This window comes from Algoriphagus boseongensis (assembly GCF_004362805.1).
GTDB classification, from domain to species: domain Bacteria; phylum Bacteroidota; class Bacteroidia; order Cytophagales; family Cyclobacteriaceae; genus Algoriphagus; species Algoriphagus boseongensis.
Genome location: NZ_SNYF01000008.1, coordinates 21,044 through 46,210 on the forward strand (window position 1 = coordinate 21,044; position 25,167 = coordinate 46,210).

The window sequence follows — 25,167 nt, forward strand, 5'->3', positions numbered from 1 at the left end:
TTATTTTTTCTTAGTTAAACTCTTTGACAGTTTGGATAAATACCTTAACCATTTCGGGATCAATATCCGGATAGACTCCATGTCCGAGGTTGGCTATATGTCTTTTTCCACGAAACTGTTCCATCATTTCTTGGGTTGCTGCTCTGACCTGCTCAGGATTTCCGTAAAGTGCTGCAGGATCTAAATTTCCTTGTAGCGTTTTGTTCGGGCCAATCAGTTTATGGGATTCCTCAATTCCCATATTCCAATCCAATCCGATTGTTTCGCAGTTTAATTTCCCCATTTCTTCTCTTGCGAAAAAAGCACCCTTTGCAAAAACTGTAACAGGGACTTCTGTTATCGCATCGCAGATTTGAGAAATGTATTTCAGAGAAAATTCCTGGTATTGCTTTGGTCCCAAAATACCTGCCCAGCTATCAAAGATTTGTACCAAGTCTGCTCCTGCTCGAATTTGAGCCTTGAGGTAATTGATCGTAGAATCCGTTATTAACTGAAGCAGCTGATGGGAAAAAACAGGATCTCTGTAAAGCATTTCCCTGGATTTCGAAAAAGTTTTGCTTCCACTTCCTTCGACCATATAGGCAAAAATGGTCCATGGAGCTCCTGCAAATCCTATCAAAGGAACTCTACCATTCAGATTCTTTTTTGTGAGCTGAATCGCATCGATCACATATTTCAGATCATTTTCCCCGTCTGCTACCCGGAGTTTTTTGAGATCAGCTTGGCTTCTTACTGTTTGAGGAAACCAAGGTCCCCGCTTTTCTACCATTTCATAGGGTAATCCCATGGCTTCGGGAATCACCAAAATGTCAGAAAAAATAATGGCAGCATCTACCCCCAAAATATCCACCGGCTGAATTGTTACCTCCGCCGCTAATTCCGGTGTTTGAGCCAATTCAATAAATCCACTGACTGATTCTCTAACTGCGCGGTATTCAGGGAGAATTCTTCCAGCCTGACGCATAAGCCAAACGGGAGTTCTTTCAGTTTTTTCGCCTCGGGCTGCTCTTAGCAGCAAATCATTTTGGAGTTGCATGGCGCAAAGATAAGCGCCAAATTTTATTCGGAAGCGCTTCTTTCCAACATAAAAAAGAAGGACCTGATTTCAATCAGGTCCTTCAATAGGTTTGTCATTAGAATTTAGAATTATTTCTTGGTTCCTAGCTTGATGAAATCTTTCTCTTCAATGCCGAGAAGTCTGGTGACTCCTTCATAATCCGTCCAATCTATTCTTCCTCCTGCAAAATCAGCAGGGACTACTATAAGTCTGAATACTTGATTTTGAGTCCAATCTGGACCCAAAGAAGAGAAGTCAATGGCTCCGTCTAAAAACAAGCGAAAATCAGTTCTGGTAAAATCATAATTGTAGACCAAAACTCCGTTGTTGAAAAAGACATTCTGAGGCAATGCTCTCCAAACAGGCTGATTGCTTGAGGTGGTTTCCCACTGTATAAAAGCAAGAACTACATCGCTTTGGACAATAGCCGGATCGAAATCAAAAATAGATTCGTATCCGTTTTGAGAGGTGAAGTCAACTTCTACTTCGAATGCTTCCCCTACAATGGTGACACCAGGTTCACCTTCTGGACCTTGAGGACCTGGAGGGCCAATTGGGCCTTCACATGCCTGAAAAGCCAATAGGCCGATCAGTGCAAAAATGCTTAGATATCTGTTCATAGTTGGAATAGTTTGTTCCTTTTCCACGGCAGGTATCATGCCAAGGTTATCTTTTGTTTTGGTTAATAAACCTTAAAAGCCTAATCCTTTACTGGTGCAATTACCTGAACTTCTGATTCAGAGATGATTTTATCGATAAAAATTCCAGACAGCTCAACTTGATTTTTCTTGGCAAATTCCTCGATTTGAGCTTTTACTTTGGCTGGACTTGGCATCACCCACTTGTTAGCTGTAATGGTAGCTTGGATATATTTTTTTTCTGAAAAAGTTTTTCCTTCCAAGTCCCCAGTTGCAAAAGGTAGATTGAGACCAACAAAAACATTCATGGTGTCCAATTTGCCAGCTGGTTCGATATAATAGATGGTATGAATTTTTGTCCCGGGATTCAAGGTCTTAAGGGATTCAATGGACTTGAACGTTTCCTCCAATTTGGGATCCTGAGGAATTCCGATAAAGGTTTTTCCAGCCATTGTCTCTGGAGAACTTTCTATCAAAATCATCTCAATGGGAGTATTTCCTCCTAGCTGATTGAAGAAATAAAATCCTGCAAAACCCAGAAACAACAAGAAAATTAAAATGAACCCAAGTTTTTTCATGCCCTAAAATAAGTAGCGAACCCCAATTCCTCCTTGACCTCTCATATTGATTCTGTCAATTAATTCTACGAAAAGCCCAATTTCTACGAAAACACTGATTGGTGTTTCATCAAAGTAATATTCAGCTCCTCCAAAGACTTCAGGGCCAAAATCAAAATTGGTTCTTTCTTCCTCCAAAAAAGGACCGGACTGAATGGGATTGGGTTGATAGGCGTAGGTCACCCGAGTTGTTCTGATTTGAGCTCCTGCGCCGGCATAGCCAAGAAGATATCCCTGTTCAATGTCAAACATATCGGTGATGTCTTCATGCAAAGCCATCCTGAAATTCAAGGAAATTCCCCGGTCTGCGGTATGGTTTAGGTAAAATGAATTAGAGGAAGGAGGGTTGTTTTCAAAGGATTTTCTATAGTAATCTCCCTTGTTGACTCCTCCCGAACCTACCATTACTTCAAAAGAAAGGTAGTCATCAAGAAAGTCTTTATAGGTTAATGAGAAAGGTTCACCAAGACGGACTCCAGCTCCTCTTTCTTGAGCCAAACCCAGAAATGGTAAAAATAAAATCAGCAGGGTAAATCTGAATTTCATTAGTTATTGGTTTAGTATGCTTTAGATGGCCATAGTCTTCAACTGCATTTGGTGCAGCTGAGTATAGTATCCTCCAAGTTCCAAAAGAGAGGAATGGGTTCCTGTTTCCACGATTTCTCCTTTGTGGAGGACTATAATTTTATCTGCTTTTTGAATGGTAGAAAGTCGATGGGCGATGACGATCGATGTTCTTCCTTTCATCATTTTTTCGATAGATTCCTGAATCAATTCCTCAGTTTCAGTATCCACAGAAGAAGTAGCTTCATCCAAAATCAAAATCTCAGGATTGTAAACCATCGCTCGGACAAAGGAAATCAATTGCCTTTGGCCCACTGAAAGCGTAGAGCCGCGCTCCATGACGTTGTAGTCTAAGCCTCCCGGAAGTCTTTCAATAAATTTTCTCGCCCCAACCAATTCGGCAGCTTCCAGTACCTGTTCTTTGGAGATGCTCGGATTTCCCAAGGTGATGTTATGGTAAATGCTGTTAGAGAATAGGAAGACATCCTGAAGAACAACTCCGATATGTTTTCTAAGTATACCAAGTTCAAATTCTCGGACGTCAGTTCCATCAATCAGAATCTGCCCTTTATTGATTTCATAAAAACGAGAAATCAGGTTAATGATTGAAGATTTTCCGGCTCCCGTCGCTCCAACCAAGGCGACGGTTTCACCTCTTTTCACTTCGAAATTGATGTCCTTCAGGACATATTCCTCGTCATTATAAGCAAACCAGACATTTTTTAGCTCGATGTTTCCTTGGAGTTTTTCAGGCTTGAAGCTGCCTTCGTTGGCGATGTGCTCTGAAGAAGCCAATAATTTGAAAATTCTGGAGGAACTCACCACTCCCATTTGAAGGGTGTTGAATCGGTCTGCAATCATCCGAATCGGTCGGAAGAATAATTGCAAGTACATGATAAATGAAATCAGAACACCGATCTGGATATCCATTCCCAAAACTCTGACAGCACCATACCAAACCACTAATCCAATCCCGATAGCCTGAATAATTTCAGCTACTGGAAAATAGATCGAGTAATACAAAACTGATTTGATATGAGCAGTTCTGTGCTCGCGGTTGATTTCTTTAAATTTCTCAAATTCTCGGGCCTCACGGTTGAATATTTGCACAATATTCATCCCGGTGATATGCTCTTGAAGAAAAGAGTTAAGGTTAGAAACTGCGTTTCGGACATCGTTAAAAGTCACTTTGATCTTTTCTTTGAACACATAAGTGGAAATGACCAAAAGTGGAAGCGTACATAAACTGACCAAGGTTAACCTCCAGTCGATGTAAAACATGACCCCAAGGATGGTGACGATCTGAAGTAAATCTCCAATGATTGCCGCCAAGCCCTCACTGAATACATCTGCTAAGGTCTCAATGTCAGAAATATTTCGAGTCACCAATCTTCCGATAGGTGTATTGTCAAAAAACTTCAGGCGTAACTTGAGCAAATGCTTGTATAATCTAACCCGGATGTCCTTGATAATTACCTGGCCGATCCAACCCGAATAAAAAGTATGTGCCCATTGGACTACTGCCTGTAAAACCATCAATCCTATCAGGATATAAATGATCTTGATCAAGCCCGGAACATCCCCCAAAGCCACATAGTCATCGATGGCAACTTGGATGTAATAGGGTCTTGTAGGAGCCAAAATGGCCAAGGCTATCGTCAAAAAGACCAAAAAGTAAAACTGAAGACGATAGGGCTTTACAAAACTGTAAAGCTGCTTCAGGACTTTCATGTCTATGATTTCCCCGGAGGATTCTTTTTCTTTTTCTAAGCTCAAGGCTGTTTAGTCTAAGTAGATGGTGGTTGGGTAATTAATGTTGCACAAAAACAAACCCTTTGCGGGGGCGGCTTTTCCTGCTTTTGTTCGGTCTTTGGAAAGAATCAGCTCTTCCATGGATTCGATTGATCTGGTACCCAAGCCAATTTCCATCAAAGTTCCAACAATTGCTCTTACCATTCCACGCAAAAAGCGATTGGCGGTTATATGAAATAACAATTGGCCGTCCTTTTGTTCCCAATGGGCAGAATAGATTTTGCAACGGAAGTGATTTACTTCCGTGTGGACCTTGCTGAAGCATTCAAAATCCTCATGCCCAAGTAGGATTTTGGCTGCCTGATTCATTTTTTCAATATCAGGATTATGGAAAATCAACCAAGCCAAATCGTCCAAGAAAGGATTTTTTTGGAAGATGATCCGATAGAAATAGGATCGGTTTTTCGCATCAAATCGCGCATGGGCATCTGGCTTTACCAATCGGATACTATGAATTGCGATTTCCTTGGGTAAGATCGCATTGATTCCTTTCAGGAAATTTTCACTTGGAATCTGATCCACCAAATCAAAATGGCAGACTTGCATGCTGGCATGAACTCCCGTGTCGGTTCTCCCACTACCCATGATTGCAATGGGCTGTCTGAAAAAAGTAGAAAGCCCTTTTTCCAAACATTCCTGAACAGTAAAGGCATTTTGCTGAATTTGCCAGCCATGGAAAGGAGTGCCTTTGTAGCTTAATTCCAGAAAATACCTTCGGGTCACTTGCATAGGACTGCAAAGATACAATTCCGATTCAATTCCCCTTGAGAGAAGTGGATTCTTGGTATTCAATGGAAATGGGCTTTTCTTTGCAAAAAATTAAAAACAATGATTCAGCGAATTCAATCAATTTTTCTATTGCTAGTGGTGATCAGCATGGGAGTTACTATTGGAACAGAACTTTGGGAGCAAACCGTAAATGAGCAAACTTGGAAGCTAAATGCTTTTGTGTTGGAAAACTTTGATGCTAACCAAGAAGTAGTGAGCAGTACGTCTAAATGGTTTTTGGGAGCACTTGCTGCATTTTCAGGTCTTTTGGCTTTGATTTCTATATTTCAATATAAAAACCGAACCCGTCAGATGATGATCAACATGATCAATAGTCTCTTGATGGTGGGTTTGGTAGCTGCTACTTTTTTGACAACCAATGGGCTTAATTCCGAAATGGGAATCGAAGCTGCAGGAACTTATAAAATTGGATTTTGGGCAATCTTGGCAGCTATGGTGTTCAATATGCTCGCTAATCGATTTATCCGAAAGGACGAAATGCTGGTCCGCTCTGTGGATCGAATCAGATAATACGAAACCCGGTTACTCACCGGGTTTTTTTGTATTCTGTGACTAAAGGCATCTAATTCTTCTGCAGACTTTCCTATTTTCAACTCAAATTCTTTTCGCTATGAAATTCGAAACCCTAGCCATTCACAAAGGCAATCTGATCTCTGATAAAAACAAACCTGTAGTCCAGCCCATTACGCTGAGTACCACCTTTGAGCATGGAAACGAAGGGGGAGTATTGTACACCCGTGCGGGAAATCCCAATAGATTGGCTTTGGAAGAAGTCATTGCGGCTTTGGAAAAAGGAGTGGATGCTGCGGCTTTTTCATCCGGGAATGCAGCAGGGACGGCAGTGTTTCAGGCATTAGAAGCGGGTTCGCATATCATCGCTCCTGATGATATGTACCATGGCTTACACAATTCCATGGTCATGTTATTCAAAGGAGTTTTAGAAGTGAGCTTTGTGGATATGAGCAAGTTGGAGGAAGTAGAAAAAGCCATGCGACCAAATACCCGACTGATTTGGGTGGAAACACCTTCCAATCCATTGCTGAAGATTACAGATATCCGAGCCGTTTCTACTTTGGCAAAAAAGCATGGGGCGATTTTAGCTTGCGATAACACGTTTGCCACTCCGGTATTTCAGAACCCATTGCTTTTGGGAGCGGATATCGTGATGCATAGCAGTACGAAGTATTTTGGAGGCCACTCGGATATTTTGGGTGGTGCTTTGGTGACCAAAGAAAAAAATGCCTTTTGGGAAAAAATCCGAACAGTTCAGAAAGTCGGAGGGGCAGTTCCTTCTCCTGCAGATTGTTATTGGCTGGCCAGAAGTATCCGAACTTTGGCTTACCGAATGAAAGGGCATGCAGAACATGCCATGATTTTAGCGGAATACCTGAGCAATCATACGAAGGTTGAAAAAGTATTTTATCCGGGTTTAAAAACCCACCCCGGACATGCCGTTGCGGCTTCTCAGATGACAGGTTTTGGGGGTATTGTTTCCTTTACTGTTAAAGGAGGAGCGAAGGAAGCGGATGAGGTAGTTTCAAAACTCCACCTATTCATGAATGCAACAAGTCTCGGAGGTGTGGAAAGTCTAATCGAACGCCGAGCTGCTGTGGAAGGACCAGACACGTTGACTCCACCCAATCTCTTGAGAGTTTCCGTTGGTCTGGAGCATACCGATGATTTGCTCGAAGATATGGATCAGGCTTTGGGATAAGAGTTTGAAATTTAAAGTGAAAAAAAGGGCTTCGGTATTCCGAAGCCCTTTTTCGTTATTTCTTGTAGATTTCTACTGGCCAAGAGTCATTACCCAAATTGATATCAGTAATCACTTTGTCAGGATCGATTTCCACTGCAGTTACTTTTTTGGAGGTTTTAAGAAGATGAGTCCAGCTATCTCCTCTTTGCCAAATTTCCACCGGTAATTTCACCCGTTCTTTGCTTCCATCTTCGAATGAGATTTCCAAAAGAACTGGCATTGGGAAATCTCCTTTATTCACCAAGCTGATCAGGTAATTACCTCCATAAGGTTGAACTCCAGTGATTCCCAAATCAATATTTCCATTTCCATAAAACCAACCTTTCCAGAACCAGCTCAGGTTTTCACCTGACACATTTTCCATGTGGTTAAAAAAGTCGTTAGGCTGAGGATGCTTGTATGCCCAGGTTTTGATGTAAGATCGGAAGGCATTGTCAAAGCGCTCAGGTCCAAGGATGTATTCCCGAAGCATGATCAATCCGATTCCTGGTTTCATATAAGCCACCATTCCCAAATTTCGCGTATCCGTCACATCTGGGTAATTGTCGATGCCTTCTCTTCCTTCATTGGTGAAATAGCTGTTGAATCGACGAGTCTGGGTAAGGGAGCTTGGATATTCCCCATTGTTAAATGCATTGGAGCTGTAATGGTTGATGAAGGTATTGAAGCCTTCATCCATCCAGGCGTATCTTCTTTCGTTGGTGCCGACAATCATCGGGAACCAGTTGTGCCCAAATTCATGGTCCGTTACTCCCCAAAGTGAGGCGCCTTTGGAATTATAATGGCAGAAATTTAAACCAGGATACTCCATGCCATTGATCTCCGCTGCAACGTTGGTAGCAGTTTCGTAGGGGAATTCAAACCATTGCTTGGAGTAGTATTCGATGGAAGCTTTGCTGTATTCGGTTGATCTGGACCAGGCTTCCTGACTATTGCTTTCCATTGGATAAACCGACTGAGAGAGGATAGTTTTTCCGCTTGGGAGATTGATTTTGGCAGCATCCCAGATAAATGCATTCGAAGTAGCAAAAGCTGCATCTCTGGAATTTTGGATTCTGAAATGCCAGGTGATCATTCCATCTTGCTTTGGACGGGTAAGGGCTGTGTTTTTGATTTCCTCTGGAGAAATCAGATAAACGGTTTCATCACTTTGAGCAGCTTTGGCATAGCGGTTTTGAAGCTCTTTACTCAAAACTTCCCCCGGGTTCATCAGTTTTCCCGAACCTACCACTATGTGGTTGTAGGGTACAGTGACTTTATAGTCAAAGTTTCCATATTCCAGATAAAACTCGCCTGCACCTAAATAGGGTTCGATATTCCAGCCTTCGATGTCGTCAAAAACAGCCACCTTTGGATACCACTGAGCAAAGGCATAAATCCATCCGTCATTTACTTTCAATCGACCCATCCGGTCCATTCCTTTTACTGGAACTTTGAATGAAAAATCCATCGAAACAGTTGCTTTTCCACCTTTTGCTGGGATTGGCTCAGCAAACCAAACCTGCATTCTGGTGTCATCGATCAGGTGCTTGGAGGAATTTGCTCCCTTAGCTCCAACTTTTGCTGAAACATTGGAAATCTGATATCCACCATCAGTGTCCCCATTGTATCGGTTGCCTTGGATAGGAGTGGTCAAAGTCCCTCGTGAATCTGGAGTAAATCGGTTTTGCTCCAATTGAAGCCAGATGAAATCCAGAGGCTCCGGACTATTGTTGGTGTAGGTAATCGTTACTTTTCCACCTAGGGAAAAATTGGCTTCGTCCAAAGCTACCTCGATCTGGTAGTCAGCGGCATTTTGCCAATAGCCTTCTCCAGGCTTTCCTGAGGCTGTCCGATAGTAGTTTCCTTTTCGGTCTAAAAACTCCGAGAAATCCTTTTGATTATTATCGCGCCCTTGCTGGGCGAAAAGAGTATTTCCCTCTACCAAAAGAAATAGCGAGAGCAATCCTGCGATCAAACTTGTTTTTTTCATATCACTTTCCTGATTTGCGGCTAAAATAGCCACAATCGCTTTTTATATCATTAGAAATTATTTTTCCGGACAAGGTTTAACCATTTTTTAGATACTGATCCAATTTGCTTGGGAAGAGAAAACACTTGTACTTTTGGGAGCCAATTATTCTACCCTAAATGAAAAAAGCACTTCTCTTGGGCGGGTTGACGGTTCTTTCCTTCTCTTTGAAAGCCCAAACCGACACCACCACCCAAAAACTGGATGAGATAATCATCCAGGAAAACCGTATTCAAATTCCTTTTTCCAAGCAAAGCCGAAACATTACCCTAATCGACAGGCCTCAGCTCGAAACGACTCCTGCAAGAAGCCTTCAGGAAATTCTCTCCTTTGTGCCCGGAGTGGATGTAAGGCAGCGGGGAGTTTCTGGGGTTCAGGCGGACATTGGAATTCGTGGAGGTTCTTTCGAGCAAACCCTGATGCTACTCAATGGGATCAAACTTACCGATCCCCAGACAGGGCACCATATGATGAATATTCCCGTGCCATTGGTCAATATTGATCGGGTGGAGGTTTTGAAAGGTCCGGCATCACGAATTTTTGGGCAAAACGCTTTCGCCGGTGCGGTGAACGTGATTACTCAATTGAGCGAAGTCAGAAACCTTAGAGTGCAGGGCTATGCAGGGGATTTTGGGATGAAAGGAATCAATTTTGCAGGTTCTCTCCCAGTCGGAAATTATCGCCAAAATTTGGCTATCTCTTATGACGACTCGGATGGTTACCAGTACAACTCAGACTATCAAATCAGCAATATTTTCTACGAAGGCGGAGTTCAGCTCAATGAAAAGAACAGCCTGAGGGGAATGCTGGCCTATACCGACAGGACTTTCGGGGCAAATGGTTTTTATACCTCTGCCTTCCCTGATCAGTGGGAAAGTATTCAGACTGCTTTAGGTTCCCTTTCCCACACTTTTCAAGGAGATCGATTTTACTTCAATACCCGGGCCTATTGGAGGAGAAATGAGGACGAGTACCGATTGAGAAGGAATGAGCCGGCTTTTTACCAAAATAATCATACTTCTGATGTTTTGGCTTTGGAAGGGAATGGAAGCTATGAAAGTAAGTTGGGTATTACGGGCTTTGGAATCGAGGCCAGAAAAGAGCAAATCGAATCCAATAATCTTGGAGCTCATGACAGAACCCTGTATGGATTGTTTTTGGAACAGCTCATCAATTTTGGAAGTAAAGTAGACCTCAGAGCTGGCTTGTATTCCAACTATTATTCCGAATACGGCTGGAAGCATTTCCCGGGAGCCGAACTGGGTTTCCAGGCCAGCAAATCGCTCCGTTTGTATTCTGGAATTGGCTCTAGTTTCCGGATTCCAACCTATACCGACTTGTATTACAAGGGTCCTACCAATATTGGAAACCCAGACCTTCAACCCGAACAGGCTCGTTCATTTGAAATTGGAGGAAAATGGGCCAAGTCCAACTGGAGAGCGGAGTTGGTTTATTTCAACCGATTCAGTGAAAGCCTAATCGAATGGGTGAGGACTTCCTCCTCTGAACCTTGGCAGCCCCAAAACTTAAATGAAGTTACTTTTAATGGAATCGAAGCTTCTCTGGCTTACCGAATCAATCCAAGCGGTATGAATATTCAGTTGAAAGAGGTTTTGCTTTCCTATAATTACATCGATGCAGAATTCAGTTCTCAGCCTGGCTTAGAGTCTCGATATGCGCTAACAGCTTTGAAGAATCAGGTAATCGGAGGGTTTCTAGTCGGAGTTGGAAAAAAGCTGGAATGGAATACCAAAATGCGCTACGTAGAGCGTATCAGTTGGGATCCGTATTTTCTCCTCGACATGCGGGTAGATTACAACCGAATGGGTAAACTTGGCTTTTTTGCAGAAGCCTCCAATATCACCAATGAAGATTACATTGAGGCAGGAACCGTTCAGATGCCGGGAAGATGGTTTCGAGCTGGATTTATGCTGAATTTAGAGTAGAAGAATTTCTCTCACAGATAGCACAGATTAACACAGAAAAAATCGGCGGATCTCAAAAAGATCCGCCGTTTTATTTTTCTAGAAAACCGTCGTAGTTCCTTTTGGAACAAAAAAGCCCCATCCTCGATAACTTTCGGGATGAGGCTTAATGTGGAAGTTGAGGGATTCGAACCCCCGACCCTCTGCTTGTAAGGCAGATGCTCTGAACCAGCTGAGCTAAACTTCCGGAAGGACTGTTGGTATTTGTTTAAGTGGAAGTTGAGGGATTCGAACCCCCGACCCTCTGCTTGTAAGGCAGATGCTCTGAACCAGCTGAGCTAAACTTCCAAATCGTTTGCGTTCCAAACGGATTGCAAAGGTAGATTCTAAATTCTGAAAGGCAAATAAAAAATAAAAAGTCTTTACAATTCTTTGAAAATGAGTTGAATTATTTTCTTGAATTCGGGCTTGTTATGATATTTCAAATTTTAAATCCCAAATTTCAAACAACCTAATACCCATATTTCCCCTTCCATTTACTAGAAAGGTATTTCCTCAACTCATTCTCTCGGGCATTTTCTCCGGGTTCGTAGAGTTTGGTGTTTTTGATTTCATCCGGTAAAAACTCTTGCTCCACAAAATTGCCGGGGAAATCATGGGAATACTTATAGGCTTTTCCATAATTCAGGTCCTTCATCAACTTTGTCGGGGCATTTCTAAGATGAAGGGGAACGGATAAATTTCCGGTTTGGGCGACTAGCGCTTGGGCTTGATTGATGGCTAGGTAGGAAGCATTGCTTTTTGGAGAACTTGCCAAGTAAGTCACGCATTGGGAAAGGATAATTCTCGCTTCAGGATAACCAATGATTTTTACCGCCTCGAAGCAATTTGTGGCTAATAAGAGGGCATTGGGATTGGCATTTCCGATGTCTTCGGAAGCCAAAATAACCAAGCGTCTTGCGATAAATTTGACATCCTCTCCTCCTTCAATCATTCGGGCCAGCCAATACACGGCAGCATTGGGATCTGATCCCCGGATTGATTTGATAAAAGCAGAAATGATATCGTAATGCTGTTCGCCGGATTTGTCATAAAGCGCCACTTTTTGCTGGGCGATCTGCATCACCTTTTCATCCGTGATCACGCAGGGATCCTCACTGATTCCATCGATCACGATCTCCAAAAGGTTCAGCAGCTTTCTTCCATCTCCTCCTGAGATTCTCAGCAAGGCATCAATTTCCTGTAATTCAACTTTGATTTTTTTTAAATCAGAATCCTTTTCCAGCGCCTGCTTCATCATGGCTTCCAATTCCACTTTTCCCAAAGGATTCAAAATGAAAACTTGGCATCTGGAAAGAAGTGCTGAGTTGACTTCAAAGCTCGGGTTTTCGGTAGTAGCTCCGATCAAGCGAATAGTTCCTTTTTCCACAGCCCCTAAAAGTGCGTCTTGCTGGGATTTATTGAAGCGGTGAATTTCATCGATGAATAGGACGACTCCCTGTTGAAACCTAGCTTTCTCGATCACCTCTCGGATGTCTTTTACTCCAGAACTGATAGCGCTCAAGGTGTAAAATGGAGCCTTGATCTCGTTGGCGATGATATTGGCAATGGTCGTCTTGCCCACGCCCGGAGGTCCCCAGAGAATCAGAGAAGGGACATTACCTGACTTGATGGCTTTGTAAAGAAAGGAACTGGGAGAAGATAGATGTTCTTGCCCGATCAGATCTTCCAATCGGGTAGGCCTCATTCGTTCTGCCAGTGGGGTAGGGTTCATACCTTAAAATTAGAACAAGGAAGAAATCCTTCTCCCAAACTCATATAAATGCTCATCCTTGAAATCGTGGTGAGTCACAAAACGGACTAGATCTTTTCCAAATTTTACGGATTTGATATTCTTTTCAGCCAGTCTTTTCATGAATTCCTCTGGAGAAATTCCTTCTAATCGGGCTATCACGATGTTGGTGGAAACGGGTAGAATTTCTGAAACCACCGGAAGTTTAGCCAACATTTTTCCTAATTCTCTGGCTCGGGCATGATCTTCTTTTAGTCTTTCCACCTGATGATCCAAAGCATATATCCCCGCCGCAGCCAAAAATCCTGCTTGTCTCATTCCACCTCCAAATACTTTTCGGACTTTTCTGGCCCGCTTGATGTCTGCTTTTGTTCCCAAAAGAACTGACCCAATAGGACAACCCAATCCTTTGCTCAGGCAAATTGAAATCGTATCGAAGTGAGCCCCCCATGCTGCTGGTTTTTCTCCTGTCTCTACCAAAGCATTGAAAAGTCGGGCTCCATCTAAATGGAGTTTCAGGCCTTTTTCTTTGCACAGTTGATAAATAGGCTTGATTTCTTCCAAGGTATAGATGCTTCCCCCGCCTTTGTTCATTGTGTTTTCCAATGAAACCAAAGTTGTCTCAGGCGCATGCACATCATCTGGATTGATGGATTCTTCTATTTGGGAGGCGGTAATTTTTCCCAAATCCCCATCCAATAATTTCACCGAGGCCAAAGAATTAGCCATAATTCCTCCTCCTTCATATAGGTAGATGTGGGAATATTTATGGCAAATGACCTCAGTTTGGGGGCGTGTATGCAGCCTTATAGCGATTTGGTTCGTCATAGTTCCGGAGGGGCAAAAGATAGCCGCCTCCATACCGAAAAGTTTGGCAATTTTTTCCTCCAAGGTGTTCACTGTTGGATCTTCACCAAACACATCATCCCCGACAGGAGCAGAAAACATCGCTTCTTTCATTCCCGGAGTTGGCCGGGTCACTGTATCACTTCGTAAATCAATTAGCATGGGTAAAATACTTGGATTTGGAACTTGTTTTTGGGCTTAGGGTTTGGATTGCTTTGGCAGCTTCGATTGGACGATCTGTGGCCAAAATATCCGCTCCATTTTGGACAAAGCTAGCATACAATTGATCTCCTCTGGCTTCTGCACTTTGATCTAAGTTGCCTAAAACACCCAAAATAGTGAATACACCTCGTTGATGGAGGGCTTTATTAAATTCAGGAGACCGCTCTGCAAGTCCGGTAAAGGCAATTATTCTGGACCATGGAATACCTGTTTCTTCCAATCTTTTGATTTCCTCCTCATTTCGGATGGTTACTGAAAGCATCAATTCTGGAGCTAAGGAATTTAATTTTTTCGCTGCAGGAAAAGTATAAGAAATCAAGGCTGCGTATGCCTCACTTTCTGTTTTCCGAACTTCTTCAATAACTTTTTCAAAAGGAACCGAACGCTTGATATCAACCGTCAAGAGCGCTTTTCCCTTGGACCAAAGAAGTGCCTCCTTCAGCGTTGGAACTTTGAATTCGGTTAGGTTCCCTTCATTATCTTCCAAAAAAAGGCCTTGGATATAGGCGAAATCGACCTCCTCGACTTTTCCGGTTCCGTTGGTCGTGCGGTCCAAGTCGTCATCGTGCATCAGCACCAAAACCGAATCTCTGGTCATTGCAACATCTAGCTCGATGACTGCTGGAGTGAATTTTAAAATATTATCAAAAGTCTCAATCGCATTTTCAGGAAAACCGGGATAAGGTCCTCCCCGGTGTGCAGAAACCAAAGGAATTCTGTCCGAGGTCCATTCGTAAAAAGTATAGGTCTCATCCAGAGAAAATAACTGGATATGATTGGCCTCGACCTGAGATTCTACAGTGTTTTCTTGGACTTGAACATTTTTTGGAGTGCAAAAGCCAAGCAGTAAAAGGCAGGCAAGAAGCCCTAAATTTGGTTTAATCATGATCTTTTTTGACTTCCTTTTTAAAGAAAATATCCAGGCTACTTTTCCGCTTTTCAAAGATTTCCTCCATATCCGAAAGTTCTAAGTTTAGCGCTTTCGTTGAGATTTGAATTTCAATCAATGAAATCCCCAAAGCGATTAGGAGAGAAGCCATACTGGCTACAAATACCCAGTTGGCAGCAGAGGTTTGCCCTTGGAAAAGCAAATACATACAAATCACGCAGAGTAAAAAGCTAAAGACTCCGAAAAGCTGCATGTTTTTGATCAATGTCAGCCGGCGACGGAGGTTATGGATTTGTTCTACGATTAACTCTGAATCGGGCTCCTTCAGGTAGTTTTTGTGTAAGCCACGAATCAAAGTCGCAATGGCTAGAAAGCGATTTGTAAAAGCTAACATCAATAAAGTGATCGCAGAAAAAAGCAGGGCAGGGGTGGAGAGTTGGAGTTCCATAGGGTTAGAAAGTGCTTTCTGAAAGGGGAAGTTCGGCAAAAGCCATGAAAAAAGCCTGCTCTTGGGAAGCAGGCTTGATTTTTATTTCAATTTAAAATTATCCTATAAAACGAAAGGTCATCTTCATCATTTGAATTTTTCTTTATATAAATGCCTGATGGTAATACAAAATATTCACAAGTTATATCAGGAATCATTTTAGTTAATTCTTCGATATAAGCTGTTTTTAATTTTGAATTAAGGACCTCAAGGAAAATTCCACCATCATATAATTTGTTTTTGGAACTTGGTCCTTTTACCAATCTAAAGAAATTATCGCTATTTGGAATAGAATAAATAGGCCCAAAAGATATGTCGTTATTCCAAATTTTTGAGACTTCTATAAATTTTGAAAAATCAGAAATAGGCTCCTTAGGGAATTCATCTTTTTTTGATTTGAAATAGGGTGAGCCTGAGATTATTTTATAATTAAAAGGTTTTGATTTTTCTAGTATCCAAACTTCACTTGTGTGATAAAAAGAAATTATTAATCCCTGACTTGTTTCGGTAGCATATGGTATAGTTCCTTTTTCTAAAGTACTTGATCCATATTTGAAACCTAGTTTGTTTTTTTCCAAAATCGATTCATCAGGGAATGGTAAAAAAGATAAACTGTCCGGGGTATGAAATTTGGCAAGCTGGTAATTTTTTTTTGTATCCGAATCAGAAAATAGTATATAAAAGTTGTTTTCTGAGCACTTAATGCAGTTTCCAAATTCAGAGGCTGGAGGTTGGAAAAAGTATCGTTGGATTTTACCGGGGAATTTTTGAATAATACTCTCTTTTTCAGTGAGTTTATTGTTGCTCTTGAATAATGTGTTTGCACCCTGAAATACGAGGTATTGTTCAACGGGATAAAAAATCACAAACTCAGGAAGACTATTTGGACCCTCAATTTCAAGTTGATCCCCTTTTAAATAGTTTTTACTTGTAAAGTCTAAAGTATCTATGGATGATTCAAATTTGTTGAAGAAAATTACTTTATTTTTATCGGTATAAAAAGGTGCACTAATTTGATTAGTGTATAAAGATTTATCGGTTTTAAAATTAAGTTCTGATATAGTCAATTTCACGGAATCTAAATTTTCTTTTTGACTACATGAAATAAGGAATGCACAAAGTATTATCCCCAGTATTATGGATTTTGACATAAATACATTAAGCTTTTGATTCACTATAATTAACCAGCCTTGGCATATGCTAAAGCTGGTTAATCTAACTTAATTTATGCTTGCAGCGCAGCTTGAATTTGGACCATCCTCCTCATTTCTAAGAGTGAAAGAACCAGCATCACAATCTGTCACAGAAATGTCTCCGGCACAGCAGTTTTGGGAGACTTGAATCATAAATTCTAAAAGATTTCCACAGGTGTACCACGTAGAACCACCACAAGCATTGCTTTCTGTTGAAGCAAGGAAGAATGAGCCAAATAGAATGGCAGATGAAAGGGTTAATTTTTTCATAAAAATATTTAAGTTTATTACCTTGCAAATTAGTTTAAAAAAAGTGATTCTATTTTTTTTTTTTTTTTTTTGAGTGGTTATTAATGAATTTTGAACGGATGTTATTTAGTTTATTTGATATTTATTTAACTGTAAGGTTTTGTTGTTCTAAAATTTATCCCCAGTCTTCATTTGAGGAAAATTTCATTCTCAACCTAAGCTACAACTTCACCCAATACTACCAACTTGTTCAATGTCGGTGCTTTTGAACCTCCTTTTGGCTCAATGGTGATCGCAAAGGCACCCGCTTCAGCTACAGCCTGCATTTGCTGCAAAGTGAATTTTTCTCCGGGATTGACTAAGCCGATTCCTACGGGGCCATCTTTGCCGATTGCCCAAAGCTGGTAGTCAAATTCTGAAGAAAGCGAATTCAGATTATTTACCGCTACAAAAACCTCCTGTGCTTTTTGATCCCAGAAGACATCTACTTTAGCATCCTTTTGCATGGGAAGGGCCTCGCCTTTCATTTCCACTCGTCGAAAATCCCCAGATACCAGTCGATCCAATCTTGAGTCGGTCTCCTCGTACTGAAGCTTGACTTGGTTCAGATTATCAGCCATCACCTGCTGATCCTGAAGCAATGCCGTAAATTTTTCTTCGGTATCGTAAAACTTGCTTGCAAAGAAAATTGCAGCAGCGCTGGCTAAGACGGCAATCAAAGAAGCCGCGGCAGCCAACCCTCTCCAAGGGCCCAATTTTACCTGATTAGGAGCTGTAGGTTTAAACTCAATTGTTTTCTTTTCTTCCTTTTGGAATTCATTGTCCAGGCTAGCAAAGATTTTATCCTTCACTTTATTGGATGGTTTCGGTCCTGTTGCCTGATCAAAAGCAAACATGGCCTCTTCCAAAGCATCTAGCTCCTGTTGGATTTCAGGATAGGTTTTGGCTAGCGTCAGGACTTCCTCACGCTCACGCTCGTTCAACTCTCCCAGAAGAAAGAGTTCGAGTTTGCCTGATTCTATGTAGTCTTGAATGTTCACTAGATGCTGTCTATGTTCTTTTTTAATACCTGAAGTGCCGCTCTGATCCGAGATTTGACGGTTCCAAGAGGAATATCAAACTCCTCTGAAATTTCTGCATGGGTATACCCTTTGAAGTAAATATACTCGATTATGAATTTTTGATCAGGGTTAAGTCTATCCATTAATTCCTTTACACCAATTCCATCCACAAATTCTTGAGTTCCGGTTTGGCTCTCAAGACCATATACGAAGTCATCGATGGTATTAGTCTTACCGGATTTTGAAATTTCTTTGGATCGCAGCTTGTCAATGGCAGAATTTCTACAAATGTTCGCCATCCAAGTGTAAAGGCGTCCTTTGGATTCCTCATAGGAATCTATTTTTCGGGTGATTTTGATAAAAGCATCGTGAAAAACCTCCTCAGCAATATCCTGATCTGAGATTATTCTTGATATCACTGCGAAAAGGGCCCTAGAATACTTTTCATATAAGTATTCAGTTGTTTTTCTGTCGTGGGCTCGAAGTCCGGCTATGATTTCTTCTTCCTGCAAAAGTGGGTTGTATAAGGATGGATGCTCTTAAAAGTAAGACACCGGACCAAATGTTTTAGTCCGGTGTCCTTTTATTTTCGAATAAATATTTCTTACAAGTGAATTACCTCATCATAAGCAGCAGCTGCCGCTTCCATAATGGCCTCAGACATGGTTGGGTGAGGGTGAACTGTTTTGATCAATTCATGACCGGTAGTTTCAAGTTTACGAATGGCCACGATTTCAGCGATCATTTCAGTGACGTTTGCACCGATCATGTGAGCACCAAGCAATTCTCCGTACTTCTTGTCAAAAACCAATTTCACAAAGCCGTCTTTTGCTCCAGCTGCAGAAGCTTTTCCTGAAGCGGAGAATGGGAACTTACCGATTCTAACTTCATGACCTGCTGCTTTAGCTTTTGATTCGGTCATGCCGACAGAGGCAATTTCAGGGGAGCAATACGTACAGCCTGGGATATTTCCATAATCCAATGGCTCTGGATGATGTCCTGCGATTTTTTCCACACAGATAATTCCTTCAGCAGAAGCCACGTGAGCCAAAGCTGGACCTGGAACTACGTCACCAATGGCATAATAGCCAGGCATATTGGTCTGGTAGTATTCGTTGACTTGGATTTTTCCTTTGTCTACCAAAATTCCCACATCTTCCAAACCGATGTTTTCCAAATTGGAAACCACACCTGCTGCAGAAAGCACGATATCGCATTCTAGGATTTCTTCTCCTTTAGCAGTTTTTACCGTCACTTTGCAGCCTGAACCTTTCGTGTCTACTCCGGTCACTTCAGATGAAGTCATGATTTTCATCCCTGCCTTTTTGTAGATTTTTTCCAAAGCCTTGGATACTTCTTCGTCTTCCACTGGTACAATTCTGTCCATGTATTCGACGATGGTTACTTCAGTTCCAATGGAATTGTAGAAATAAGCAAACTCAACTCCGATTGCTCCTGAACCTACTACAACCATTTTCTTGGGCTGAGTTTCCAAGGTCATCGCCTTTCTGTAGCCGATGATTTTTTTGTCATCGATTTTCATAGAAGGAAGTTCTCTTGATCTTGCTCCAGTTGCGACGATGATATTATCTGCAGAATAAGTTTCTTTTTTACCGTCTTTGTCAGTGACTTCGACTTTCTTTCCAGGTTGAATTTTTCCCCAGCCTGCGATGATTTCGATTTTGTTTTTCTTCATCAAAAACTGCACGCCTTTGCTCATGCCATCTGCAACTCCACGGCTTCTTTTGACCATTCCGCCAAAATCTGCTTCCGCTTCCTTCACAGAAATTCCATAATCACTTGCGTGGTGGATGTATTCAAAAACCTGTGCGCTTTTCAACAAGGCTTTGGTAGGGATACAGCCCCAGTTAAGGCAGATACCGCCTAGCTCTGCTGCTTCTACGATGGCTGTTTTCAATCCGAGTTGGGAAGCCCGAATGGCAGCTACGTATCCTCCAGGTCCGCTTCCTAGCACGATCAAGTCAAATTTTGTCGAAGACATATGTAAAAGGGTTTGATAACAAAATGAATTGTGCAAAAATAGGCCTTTTGCCTTCAGAAAAAAATCAGATTTTGGTCAGTGAAGTTCAGGCAAAAAGCCCTAAGGATGAATAATTTCCAGAAAACCGATGAATATTTTAAAGATTATGAAATTGAATAAAGGAAATAGCAAGGGATTGATTTTTAGGGAAATTTTCCTTCGGTTTTTAGGTCAGAAATTCCGACATGGCTTACCAAAGTCTCAAAAGTCCGGGAGTTTTTCTATTTTTGGCCAACTCAAATTTTACATTTCATGGGATTACTTTCAGGAAAAACTGCTTTGGTAACCGGAGCCTCTAAGGGTATCGGAAGAGCCATTGCAATCCGATTTGCTCAGGTAGGCGCCAATGTTGCCTTCACTTATTTGTCCAGCGTTGAAAAAGGGCAGGCTTTAGAATCTGAACTTGCAGCTTTTGGCGTCCAGGCCAAGGGTTACAGATCAGATGCTTCTGATTTCAAGGCAGCAGAGGATTTGGTGAATGCGGTGGTTGCCGACTTTGGTGGCTTGGATATTTTGGTCAATAATGCAGGTATCACCCGTGACAACCTGCTGATGAGAATGACTGAGGAATCTTGGGATGAAATCATGAATGTAAACCTGAAATCCTGCTTCAACACAGTGAAGGCTGCAACACGCACGATGATGAAAGCTAAGTCCGGTTCTATCATCAACATGACCTCCGTGGTCGGTGCCAAAGGAAACGCCGGTCAGGCTAATTATGCCGCTTCGAAAGCTGGAATCATCGGCTTCACCAAGTCTGTGGCTTTGGAATTAGGATCCAGAAATATCCGTTGCAATGCGATTGCACCTGGATTTATAGAAACTGAAATGACCGAAGTGCTGGATGAAAAGACCGTTCAGGGTTGGAGAGATGCTATCCCGATGAAGCGTGGAGGTAAGCCAGAAGAAATCGCTGACGCTTGCGTATTCTTGGGTTCAGACATGAGTACCTACATTTCAGGTCAGGTGCTGCATGTGAATGGAGCGATGTATACTTGATTTACGATTTTAGATTTACGAATTATGAATTACGAGCGGCTGAGGATACTCAGCCGTTTTTTTGGTTTATGAAAATTTATTTTGTTGAAAATCAAATATTTAGAAAAATAACTAAAAAAAAGATTAGCTATGTTTTCTTTCATGTAAAAAAAAACATAACATATTAAAATAGTTTTTAGCGCTAAAACTTTTAATTCAATCTAAAACTTATTTAATTATGAAAAAGAAAATTTTGTTAATCCTCCTCATTTTAGTTTCAGGGGGAACCAATTTATTTGCAGCTTATCATTATCGAATGGAGAGAGAACCTTGCAATTCAGGGAGAGGGTCTTTTTATGTTTGTCGCCCATTTCCAAATATTGGGTGTAGTGTTGAAGCACAAACAGTATGCGATGGATATGGTGGTGGCATTGAGTAATTTAAGAAGGGCATTGCCCTTCTTTTTAATTTGTTTTTGTTTTGGATGTGGGGAGGAAAAAAATGAAGAAAGCACGACTGCTATTTCTGTTCCTATTGATTTAAATAAATCAGAAAATGGTAATCTATCGGATGCATATCAATCAATAGACTATATTTTACTTGAAAATTCAGATACTTTATCATTGATAAGACCAATGAAGGTTATCATGAGTGAAGGATTGATTGGGATAGAGGATAGAGGAGGTGAGAAGTATGTATTTTATGACCAAAAAGGAAAACTAAGATTTGGTTTATCCGCTTCAGGAGATGGACCGGGAGAATTTATCAGAACGGAAGATTTTCAGGTTTTGGGAGAATCCATTTTGATAAAAGATCCATACCTGAATAAGATTTTGACATTTGATTTAAATGGAGTTTTTAAGAAGGAGGAGAAATTATCATCAATCTTAGGCAACTTTTATAGAACTAATTCATCAACTCTTTTTTATTCTAAAAATGGGTTTGACCTAGGAGCTTATTATTTTTTTAGATATAGAAAAAATACTTTCGAGGGGATTTTTGAAGCGGATCAACGGTTGGAAGGGAAAGTGTATTCTGGAAAGGATGGATTTGTTTTAAACCCGTTTACCAAGGAAATAATTTTTACAATTCCCTTTGAAACAACTTCAGTAATTTTTTCAAAGGATGGTGAAAATATCCGAACAATAAATTTTGATTTTGGTAGAGATCAAGCTTCTATGGAAGATTTTCATCGATTAAATCCTCAACAATTTGACGAGAGGGTAAAAAATGAGGGTTTGGTTAGTGAGATTTCTTCCTTTTATCCATTGGAAGATGGGTATTTTTTAAGAGTATTTAGAGGCGAAAAGGAGTTTCATGAGATTTTTTTAGATAAAGAATTTGTACCTACAGCTCAATTCAATAAATATAAGAATGACATAGATTATATGCCAATACGAAATTTACCCTGGTTTTTTTCTGAAAATAAAATTGGTTATTTGATTCCATCTTTTCTATTTCTAGAGGACTATGAAAAAAAGTTCATTAATAATTCTGAAGTTGAAATTAAAGGAAGTATTCATCAATTCGTCGAAGAAAATAAATCTGAGTTAAAAAAAGATTCTTATGTATTGGTATTTTTAGAAGTAAAAAATTCTGTTTTCAGAAAATAATGTTTTATGTATATCCGCTTTCTTACCAGTAGGCCAAAAGATAGAAATAATAGACCGATTGAAGTTCAGTTTTAGTCAGCTTCGGTCATCGGTCTTCGGACTTCCGACGACCAAACCAAAGGAATTTTGGATTGTGGTGCAATTGCGGATAATCATATAATGTTTATATATTTTCCATGAAAAGGCCTCCTATAGGAGGCCTTTTTTTATGTTTAAAATTTAATCCTTACTCAAAAAAGGATATCTGTAATCCTTAGGCGATACAAAGGTTTCCTTGATCGTACGAGGAGATACCCAACGCAGCAAGTTGATCATGGAGCCGGCTTTGTCATTGGTGCCGGAAGCTCTGGCTCCGCCAAATGGCTGCTGACCTACGACCGCTCCTGTTGGCTTGTCGTTGATGTAGAAATTTCCTGCAGCATTTCTCAATTTTTGAGTTGCCAATTCGATGGCATATCTGTCTTGGGAGAAAACTGCACCAGTCAAGGCATATGGAGAAGTCTGATCAACTAATTCCAATACAGTCTCAAAGTGCTCTGCATTGTATACATAAATGGTCAATACTGGTCCGAAAATCTCTTCGCACATTGTCGTGTACATCGGATCTTGTACCAAAAGAACGGTTGGCTCTATAAAATATCCTTTCGACTTATCGAAATTTCCACCTGCAATTACTTCCACTCCCGGAGAGTTTTTGGCTTGGGTGATGTAGTTGGAGATTTTATCAAAAGCCTTCTCGTCAATCACTGCATTGACGAAATTCGTGAAGTCCTCAGTTCCTCCCATTTTCATGGATGCAAGGTCTTCCAACATGGATTTTTTCACATCATCCCAAAGATTGGAAGGGATATAGGCTCTGGAAGCTGCAGAACATTTTTGTCCTTGGTATTCAAAAGCACCACGTACTAAACCAACTGCCACGGCTTTGGCATCAGCAGATTTATGAGCTAAGACAAAGTCCTTTCCTCCAGTTTCTCCGACAATTCTAGGATAGGACTTGTAGAGCTTGATGTTTTCTCCTATGGTTTTCCAAATGTGTTGGAATACTCCAGTTGAACCAGTAAAGTGGATTCCCGCAAAATCAGGATGCTTGAAAATCACCTCTCCAGCAGTAGGTCCGTCTACATAAATCAAGTTGATTACGCCATCAGGAACTCCTGCTTCTTTGAAGATTTCCATAAGAACATTTGCCGAATAAATCTGGGTATAGGCAGGTTTCCAAACAATCGTATTTCCCATCATCGCCGCAGAAGTTGGTAGGTTTCCGGCAATTGCAGTGAAGTTGAAAGGAGTCAAGGCGAACACGAATCCTTCCAAGGGTCTTTGCTCCACTCTATTCCAAACTCCACCTCCAGAAACGGGAGGCTGCTGGGCATAGATTTCTGTCATGTATTTGACATTGAAGCGAAGGAAATCGATGATTTCGCAGGCGGAGTCAATTTCAGCTTGGAAAGCATTTTTAGATTGACCAAGCATTGTAGCTGCGTTAAGCTTAGCTCGGTAAGGACCGGCGATCAGATCAGCTGCTTTTAGGAAAATTGCAGCTCGCTGTTCCCATTCTAAGTTTTCCCAAGCTTCTTTCGCGCCCAAAGCAGCATTAATCGCCTGTTCTACATGTCCTGCGTCTCCTTCATGGAAATAGCCCAAAATGTGCTGGTGATCGTGAGGAGGAGTCATGGCATGCGTTTTACCTGTCCGGACCTCCTCGCTACCAATGTACATGGGTACATCGATTTGCTTTGATCTCAGCTCAGCAAGCATGGCTTGGAGTTCTTTTCGCTCCGGGCTACCCGGGGCATATGACTTAATCGGCTCATTCACTGGAGCCGGTACGTTGAAAAATCCCTTTAGCATATTATTTGGTGTTTATTTGATTTCTGAGAGTCCAAAGATAGGCTTTCCTGCCATAATGGACAGTGATTTCGCTTACAAAAGGTCTTCAAGCTCTTTCAAATGCCGAATTTCGTAAGTGGGTTGAAGCTCGATTTTTTTCCCTTCCGGATTAAAGAAAACCTGGTCAATACTGGCTCTTTGGGCGCCTAAAATGTCTGAAGCAGGATTATCCCCAATCATAATACAAGCATCTGGACTTGTATTTAATTGAAGAAGTGCGTACTCGAAAATCCTTGGGTCTGGCTTTTTATGCCCGGTCGTCTCAGAAGTTACTACTAAGTCAAAATACCCATCCAATCCTGAGGATTTCATTTTTTTAGCCTGAGATTCATTGAAGCCGTTGGTGATGATATGGACTTTGTATTTTTTATTCAGGTAGTGAAGAATCTCCTTGGAATAGGGGAAAACATGCGGCTTGGAGGAAGTCCTGTGCATAAAGTCTTCTTCAAATTCCTGTGGAATGGCATCGGCTTTTCCTCCTGCATGGGAGAAAATCCTAGGGAAACGTTCTTTCCTCAAGTTATGCTTGTCGATTTTCCCCACATTGTACCAATCCCATAGCTGGAAATTGATATGATGGAAGGCTTGAAAGAATTTTTCGAAAGTTTCGATTCCAAGTTCGCTTAGGGAATAATGGTGGTAGAGTTCCGAAAGAGATTCGGTGACATTTCGATCGTAATCCCAAAGCGTATGGTCTAGATCGAAAAAGATGTGTTGGTAAGTTTTCACAGAAA

Annotated in this window: 23 protein-coding genes and 2 tRNA genes; 5 read left to right on the forward strand and 20 right to left on the reverse strand. The window is 41.2% G+C overall.

Annotation, left to right across the window (positions count from 1 at the left end; all coding sequences use genetic code 11):
* Positions 1-10: 10 nt before the first annotated feature.
* The 6 genes from hemE to truA form a co-directional block, all read right to left on the reverse strand.
* Entirely contained in the window at positions 11-1,036 is a 1,026-nt protein-coding gene (gene hemE, locus DFQ04_RS13915) for a uroporphyrinogen decarboxylase (RefSeq protein ID WP_133556890.1), read from the reverse strand.
* A gap of 110 nt (positions 1,037-1,146) precedes the next feature.
* On the reverse strand, positions 1,147-1,677 hold the full coding sequence (locus tag DFQ04_RS13920; RefSeq protein ID WP_133556892.1) for a hypothetical protein: 531 nt from the start codon (positions 1,675-1,677) through the stop codon (positions 1,147-1,149).
* Between the two features lie 80 nt (positions 1,678-1,757).
* Positions 1,758-2,273 carry a hypothetical protein gene (locus tag DFQ04_RS13925; protein ID WP_133556894.1) on the reverse strand — a complete coding sequence of 172 codons (516 nt, stop codon included), beginning with the start codon at positions 2,271-2,273 and terminating at the stop codon, positions 1,758-1,760.
* 3 nt (positions 2,274-2,276) lie between these two features.
* On the reverse strand, positions 2,277-2,858 hold the full coding sequence (locus DFQ04_RS13930; protein ID WP_133556896.1) for a hypothetical protein: 582 nt from the start codon (positions 2,856-2,858) through the stop codon (positions 2,277-2,279).
* Between the two features lie 21 nt (positions 2,859-2,879).
* The gene (locus DFQ04_RS13935) at positions 2,880-4,652 is read right to left on the reverse strand and encodes an ABC transporter ATP-binding protein (RefSeq protein ID WP_133556897.1); all 1,773 of its coding nucleotides are present in this window, start codon (positions 4,650-4,652) and stop codon (positions 2,880-2,882) included.
* A gap of 6 nt (positions 4,653-4,658) precedes the next feature.
* Complete coding sequence (gene truA, locus DFQ04_RS13940; RefSeq protein WP_317129605.1) at positions 4,659-5,480, reverse strand: tRNA pseudouridine(38-40) synthase TruA; 822 nt, start codon at positions 5,478-5,480, stop codon at positions 4,659-4,661.
* A 36-nt stretch (positions 5,481-5,516) separates the two neighbouring features.
* Between truA and DFQ04_RS13945 the strand changes: the two genes are divergently transcribed.
* Positions 5,517-5,987 carry a DUF4293 domain-containing protein gene (locus DFQ04_RS13945; protein WP_133556899.1) on the forward strand — a complete coding sequence of 157 codons (471 nt, stop codon included), beginning with the start codon at positions 5,517-5,519 and terminating at the stop codon, positions 5,985-5,987.
* A 100-nt stretch (positions 5,988-6,087) separates the two neighbouring features.
* A complete protein-coding gene (locus DFQ04_RS13950) occupies positions 6,088-7,191 on the forward strand; it encodes a trans-sulfuration enzyme family protein (protein WP_133556901.1) in 1,104 nt (367 codons plus the stop codon).
* 55 nt (positions 7,192-7,246) lie between these two features.
* On the opposite strand, the gene DFQ04_RS13955 is transcribed toward DFQ04_RS13950, so the two are convergent.
* A complete protein-coding gene (locus DFQ04_RS13955) occupies positions 7,247-9,205 on the reverse strand; it encodes a M1 family metallopeptidase (protein WP_133556903.1) in 1,959 nt (652 codons plus the stop codon).
* Between the two features lie 158 nt (positions 9,206-9,363).
* On the opposite strand from DFQ04_RS13955, the gene DFQ04_RS13960 reads away from it, so the two are divergent.
* On the forward strand, positions 9,364-11,190 hold the full coding sequence (locus tag DFQ04_RS13960) for a TonB-dependent receptor (protein WP_133556905.1): 1,827 nt from the start codon (positions 9,364-9,366) through the stop codon (positions 11,188-11,190).
* 151 nt (positions 11,191-11,341) lie between these two features.
* On the opposite strand, the gene DFQ04_RS13965 is transcribed toward DFQ04_RS13960, so the two are convergent.
* From DFQ04_RS13965 to lpdA, 11 genes are all read right to left on the reverse strand, one after another.
* A tRNA-Val gene (locus DFQ04_RS13965) sits at positions 11,342-11,416 on the reverse strand.
* Positions 11,417-11,442: 26 nt separating this feature from the next.
* Positions 11,443-11,517, reverse strand: a tRNA-Val gene (locus tag DFQ04_RS13970).
* A gap of 163 nt (positions 11,518-11,680) precedes the next feature.
* Entirely contained in the window at positions 11,681-12,943 is a 1,263-nt protein-coding gene (locus DFQ04_RS13975) for a replication-associated recombination protein A (RefSeq protein ID WP_133556907.1), read from the reverse strand.
* A 9-nt stretch (positions 12,944-12,952) separates the two neighbouring features.
* Positions 12,953-13,969: a threonine aldolase family protein gene (locus DFQ04_RS13980; protein WP_133556909.1), complete on the reverse strand. Its 1,017-nt coding sequence runs from the start codon at positions 13,967-13,969 to the stop codon at positions 12,953-12,955.
* Complete coding sequence (locus tag DFQ04_RS13985) at positions 13,959-14,915, reverse strand: glycerophosphodiester phosphodiesterase family protein (RefSeq protein WP_133556911.1); 957 nt, start codon at positions 14,913-14,915, stop codon at positions 13,959-13,961. Before DFQ04_RS13985 ends, DFQ04_RS13980 begins: the two co-directional genes overlap by 11 nt.
* On the reverse strand, positions 14,908-15,366 hold the full coding sequence (locus DFQ04_RS13990) for a DUF2721 domain-containing protein (RefSeq protein ID WP_133556913.1): 459 nt from the start codon (positions 15,364-15,366) through the stop codon (positions 14,908-14,910). Before DFQ04_RS13990 ends, DFQ04_RS13985 begins: the two co-directional genes overlap by 8 nt.
* 86 nt (positions 15,367-15,452) lie before the next feature.
* On the reverse strand, positions 15,453-16,556 hold the full coding sequence (locus DFQ04_RS13995; protein WP_133556915.1) for a hypothetical protein: 1,104 nt from the start codon (positions 16,554-16,556) through the stop codon (positions 15,453-15,455).
* A 69-nt stretch (positions 16,557-16,625) separates the two neighbouring features.
* Positions 16,626-16,868 (reverse strand): hypothetical protein, encoded by a 243-nt coding sequence (locus tag DFQ04_RS14000; RefSeq protein WP_133556917.1) that lies wholly within the window; start codon positions 16,866-16,868, stop codon positions 16,626-16,628.
* Between the two features lie 194 nt (positions 16,869-17,062).
* Positions 17,063-17,887: an anti-sigma factor gene (locus tag DFQ04_RS14005; RefSeq protein WP_133556919.1), complete on the reverse strand. Its 825-nt coding sequence runs from the start codon at positions 17,885-17,887 to the stop codon at positions 17,063-17,065.
* A complete protein-coding gene (locus DFQ04_RS14010; protein WP_133556921.1) occupies positions 17,887-18,420 on the reverse strand; it encodes an RNA polymerase sigma factor in 534 nt (177 codons plus the stop codon). Before DFQ04_RS14010 ends, DFQ04_RS14005 begins: the two co-directional genes overlap by 1 nt.
* Before the next feature lie 92 nt (positions 18,421-18,512).
* A complete protein-coding gene (gene lpdA, locus DFQ04_RS14015; RefSeq protein ID WP_133556923.1) occupies positions 18,513-19,910 on the reverse strand; it encodes a dihydrolipoyl dehydrogenase in 1,398 nt (465 codons plus the stop codon).
* A 291-nt stretch (positions 19,911-20,201) separates the two neighbouring features.
* Here lpdA and fabG point away from each other — a divergent pair, with 291 nt between their 5' ends.
* A complete protein-coding gene (gene fabG, locus DFQ04_RS14020; protein WP_133556925.1) occupies positions 20,202-20,948 on the forward strand; it encodes a 3-oxoacyl-[acyl-carrier-protein] reductase in 747 nt (248 codons plus the stop codon).
* A 275-nt stretch (positions 20,949-21,223) separates the two neighbouring features.
* The gene (locus DFQ04_RS14025; RefSeq protein ID WP_133556927.1) at positions 21,224-22,540 is read left to right on the forward strand and encodes a 6-bladed beta-propeller; all 1,317 of its coding nucleotides are present in this window, start codon (positions 21,224-21,226) and stop codon (positions 22,538-22,540) included.
* Between the two features lie 219 nt (positions 22,541-22,759).
* On the opposite strand, the gene pruA is transcribed toward DFQ04_RS14025, so the two are convergent.
* Together pruA and DFQ04_RS14035 are read right to left on the reverse strand one after the other, a co-directional pair.
* Positions 22,760-24,394 carry an L-glutamate gamma-semialdehyde dehydrogenase gene (gene pruA, locus DFQ04_RS14030; protein WP_133556929.1) on the reverse strand — a complete coding sequence of 545 codons (1,635 nt, stop codon included), beginning with the start codon at positions 24,392-24,394 and terminating at the stop codon, positions 22,760-22,762.
* 72 nt (positions 24,395-24,466) lie between these two features.
* A complete protein-coding gene (locus DFQ04_RS14035; protein WP_133556931.1) occupies positions 24,467-25,162 on the reverse strand; it encodes a YjjG family noncanonical pyrimidine nucleotidase in 696 nt (231 codons plus the stop codon).
* Positions 25,163-25,167: the final 5 nt, after the last annotated feature.

Bases quoted from the DNA above. Each gene is read 5' to 3' on its own strand.
- DFQ04_RS13985 (WP_133556911.1), bottom strand. From the start codon at position 14,915: ATGATTAAACCAAATTTAGGGCTTCTTGCCTGCCTTTTACTGCTTGGC.
- DFQ04_RS13990 (WP_133556913.1), bottom strand. From the start codon at position 15,366: ATGGAACTCCAACTCTCCACCCCTGCCCTGCTTTTTTCTGCGATCACT.
- DFQ04_RS13920 (WP_133556892.1), bottom strand. From the start codon at position 1,677: ATGAACAGATATCTAAGCATTTTTGCACTGATCGGCCTATTGGCTTTT.
- fabG (WP_133556925.1), top strand. From the start codon at position 20,202: ATGGGATTACTTTCAGGAAAAACTGCTTTGGTAACCGGAGCCTCTAAG.
- DFQ04_RS13945 (WP_133556899.1), top strand. From the start codon at position 5,517: ATGATTCAGCGAATTCAATCAATTTTTCTATTGCTAGTGGTGATCAGC.
- DFQ04_RS13925 (WP_133556894.1), bottom strand. From the start codon at position 2,273: ATGAAAAAACTTGGGTTCATTTTAATTTTCTTGTTGTTTCTGGGTTTT.
- DFQ04_RS14000 (WP_133556917.1), bottom strand. From the start codon at position 16,868: ATGAAAAAATTAACCCTTTCATCTGCCATTCTATTTGGCTCATTCTTC.
- pruA (WP_133556929.1), bottom strand. From the start codon at position 24,394: ATGCTAAAGGGATTTTTCAACGTACCGGCTCCAGTGAATGAGCCGATT.
- DFQ04_RS13975 (WP_133556907.1), bottom strand. From the start codon at position 12,943: ATGAACCCTACCCCACTGGCAGAACGAATGAGGCCTACCCGATTGGAA.
- DFQ04_RS13995 (WP_133556915.1), bottom strand. From the start codon at position 16,556: ATGTCAAAATCCATAATACTGGGGATAATACTTTGTGCATTCCTTATT.
- hemE (WP_133556890.1), bottom strand. From the start codon at position 1,036: ATGCAACTCCAAAATGATTTGCTGCTAAGAGCAGCCCGAGGCGAAAAA.
- lpdA (WP_133556923.1), bottom strand. From the start codon at position 19,910: ATGTCTTCGACAAAATTTGACTTGATCGTGCTAGGAAGCGGACCTGGA.
- DFQ04_RS13960 (WP_133556905.1), top strand. From the start codon at position 9,364: ATGAAAAAAGCACTTCTCTTGGGCGGGTTGACGGTTCTTTCCTTCTCT.
- DFQ04_RS13980 (WP_133556909.1), bottom strand. From the start codon at position 13,969: ATGCTAATTGATTTACGAAGTGATACAGTGACCCGGCCAACTCCGGGA.
- DFQ04_RS13950 (WP_133556901.1), top strand. From the start codon at position 6,088: ATGAAATTCGAAACCCTAGCCATTCACAAAGGCAATCTGATCTCTGAT.
- DFQ04_RS13930 (WP_133556896.1), bottom strand. From the start codon at position 2,858: ATGAAATTCAGATTTACCCTGCTGATTTTATTTTTACCATTTCTGGGT.
- DFQ04_RS13955 (WP_133556903.1), bottom strand. From the start codon at position 9,205: ATGAAAAAAACAAGTTTGATCGCAGGATTGCTCTCGCTATTTCTTTTG.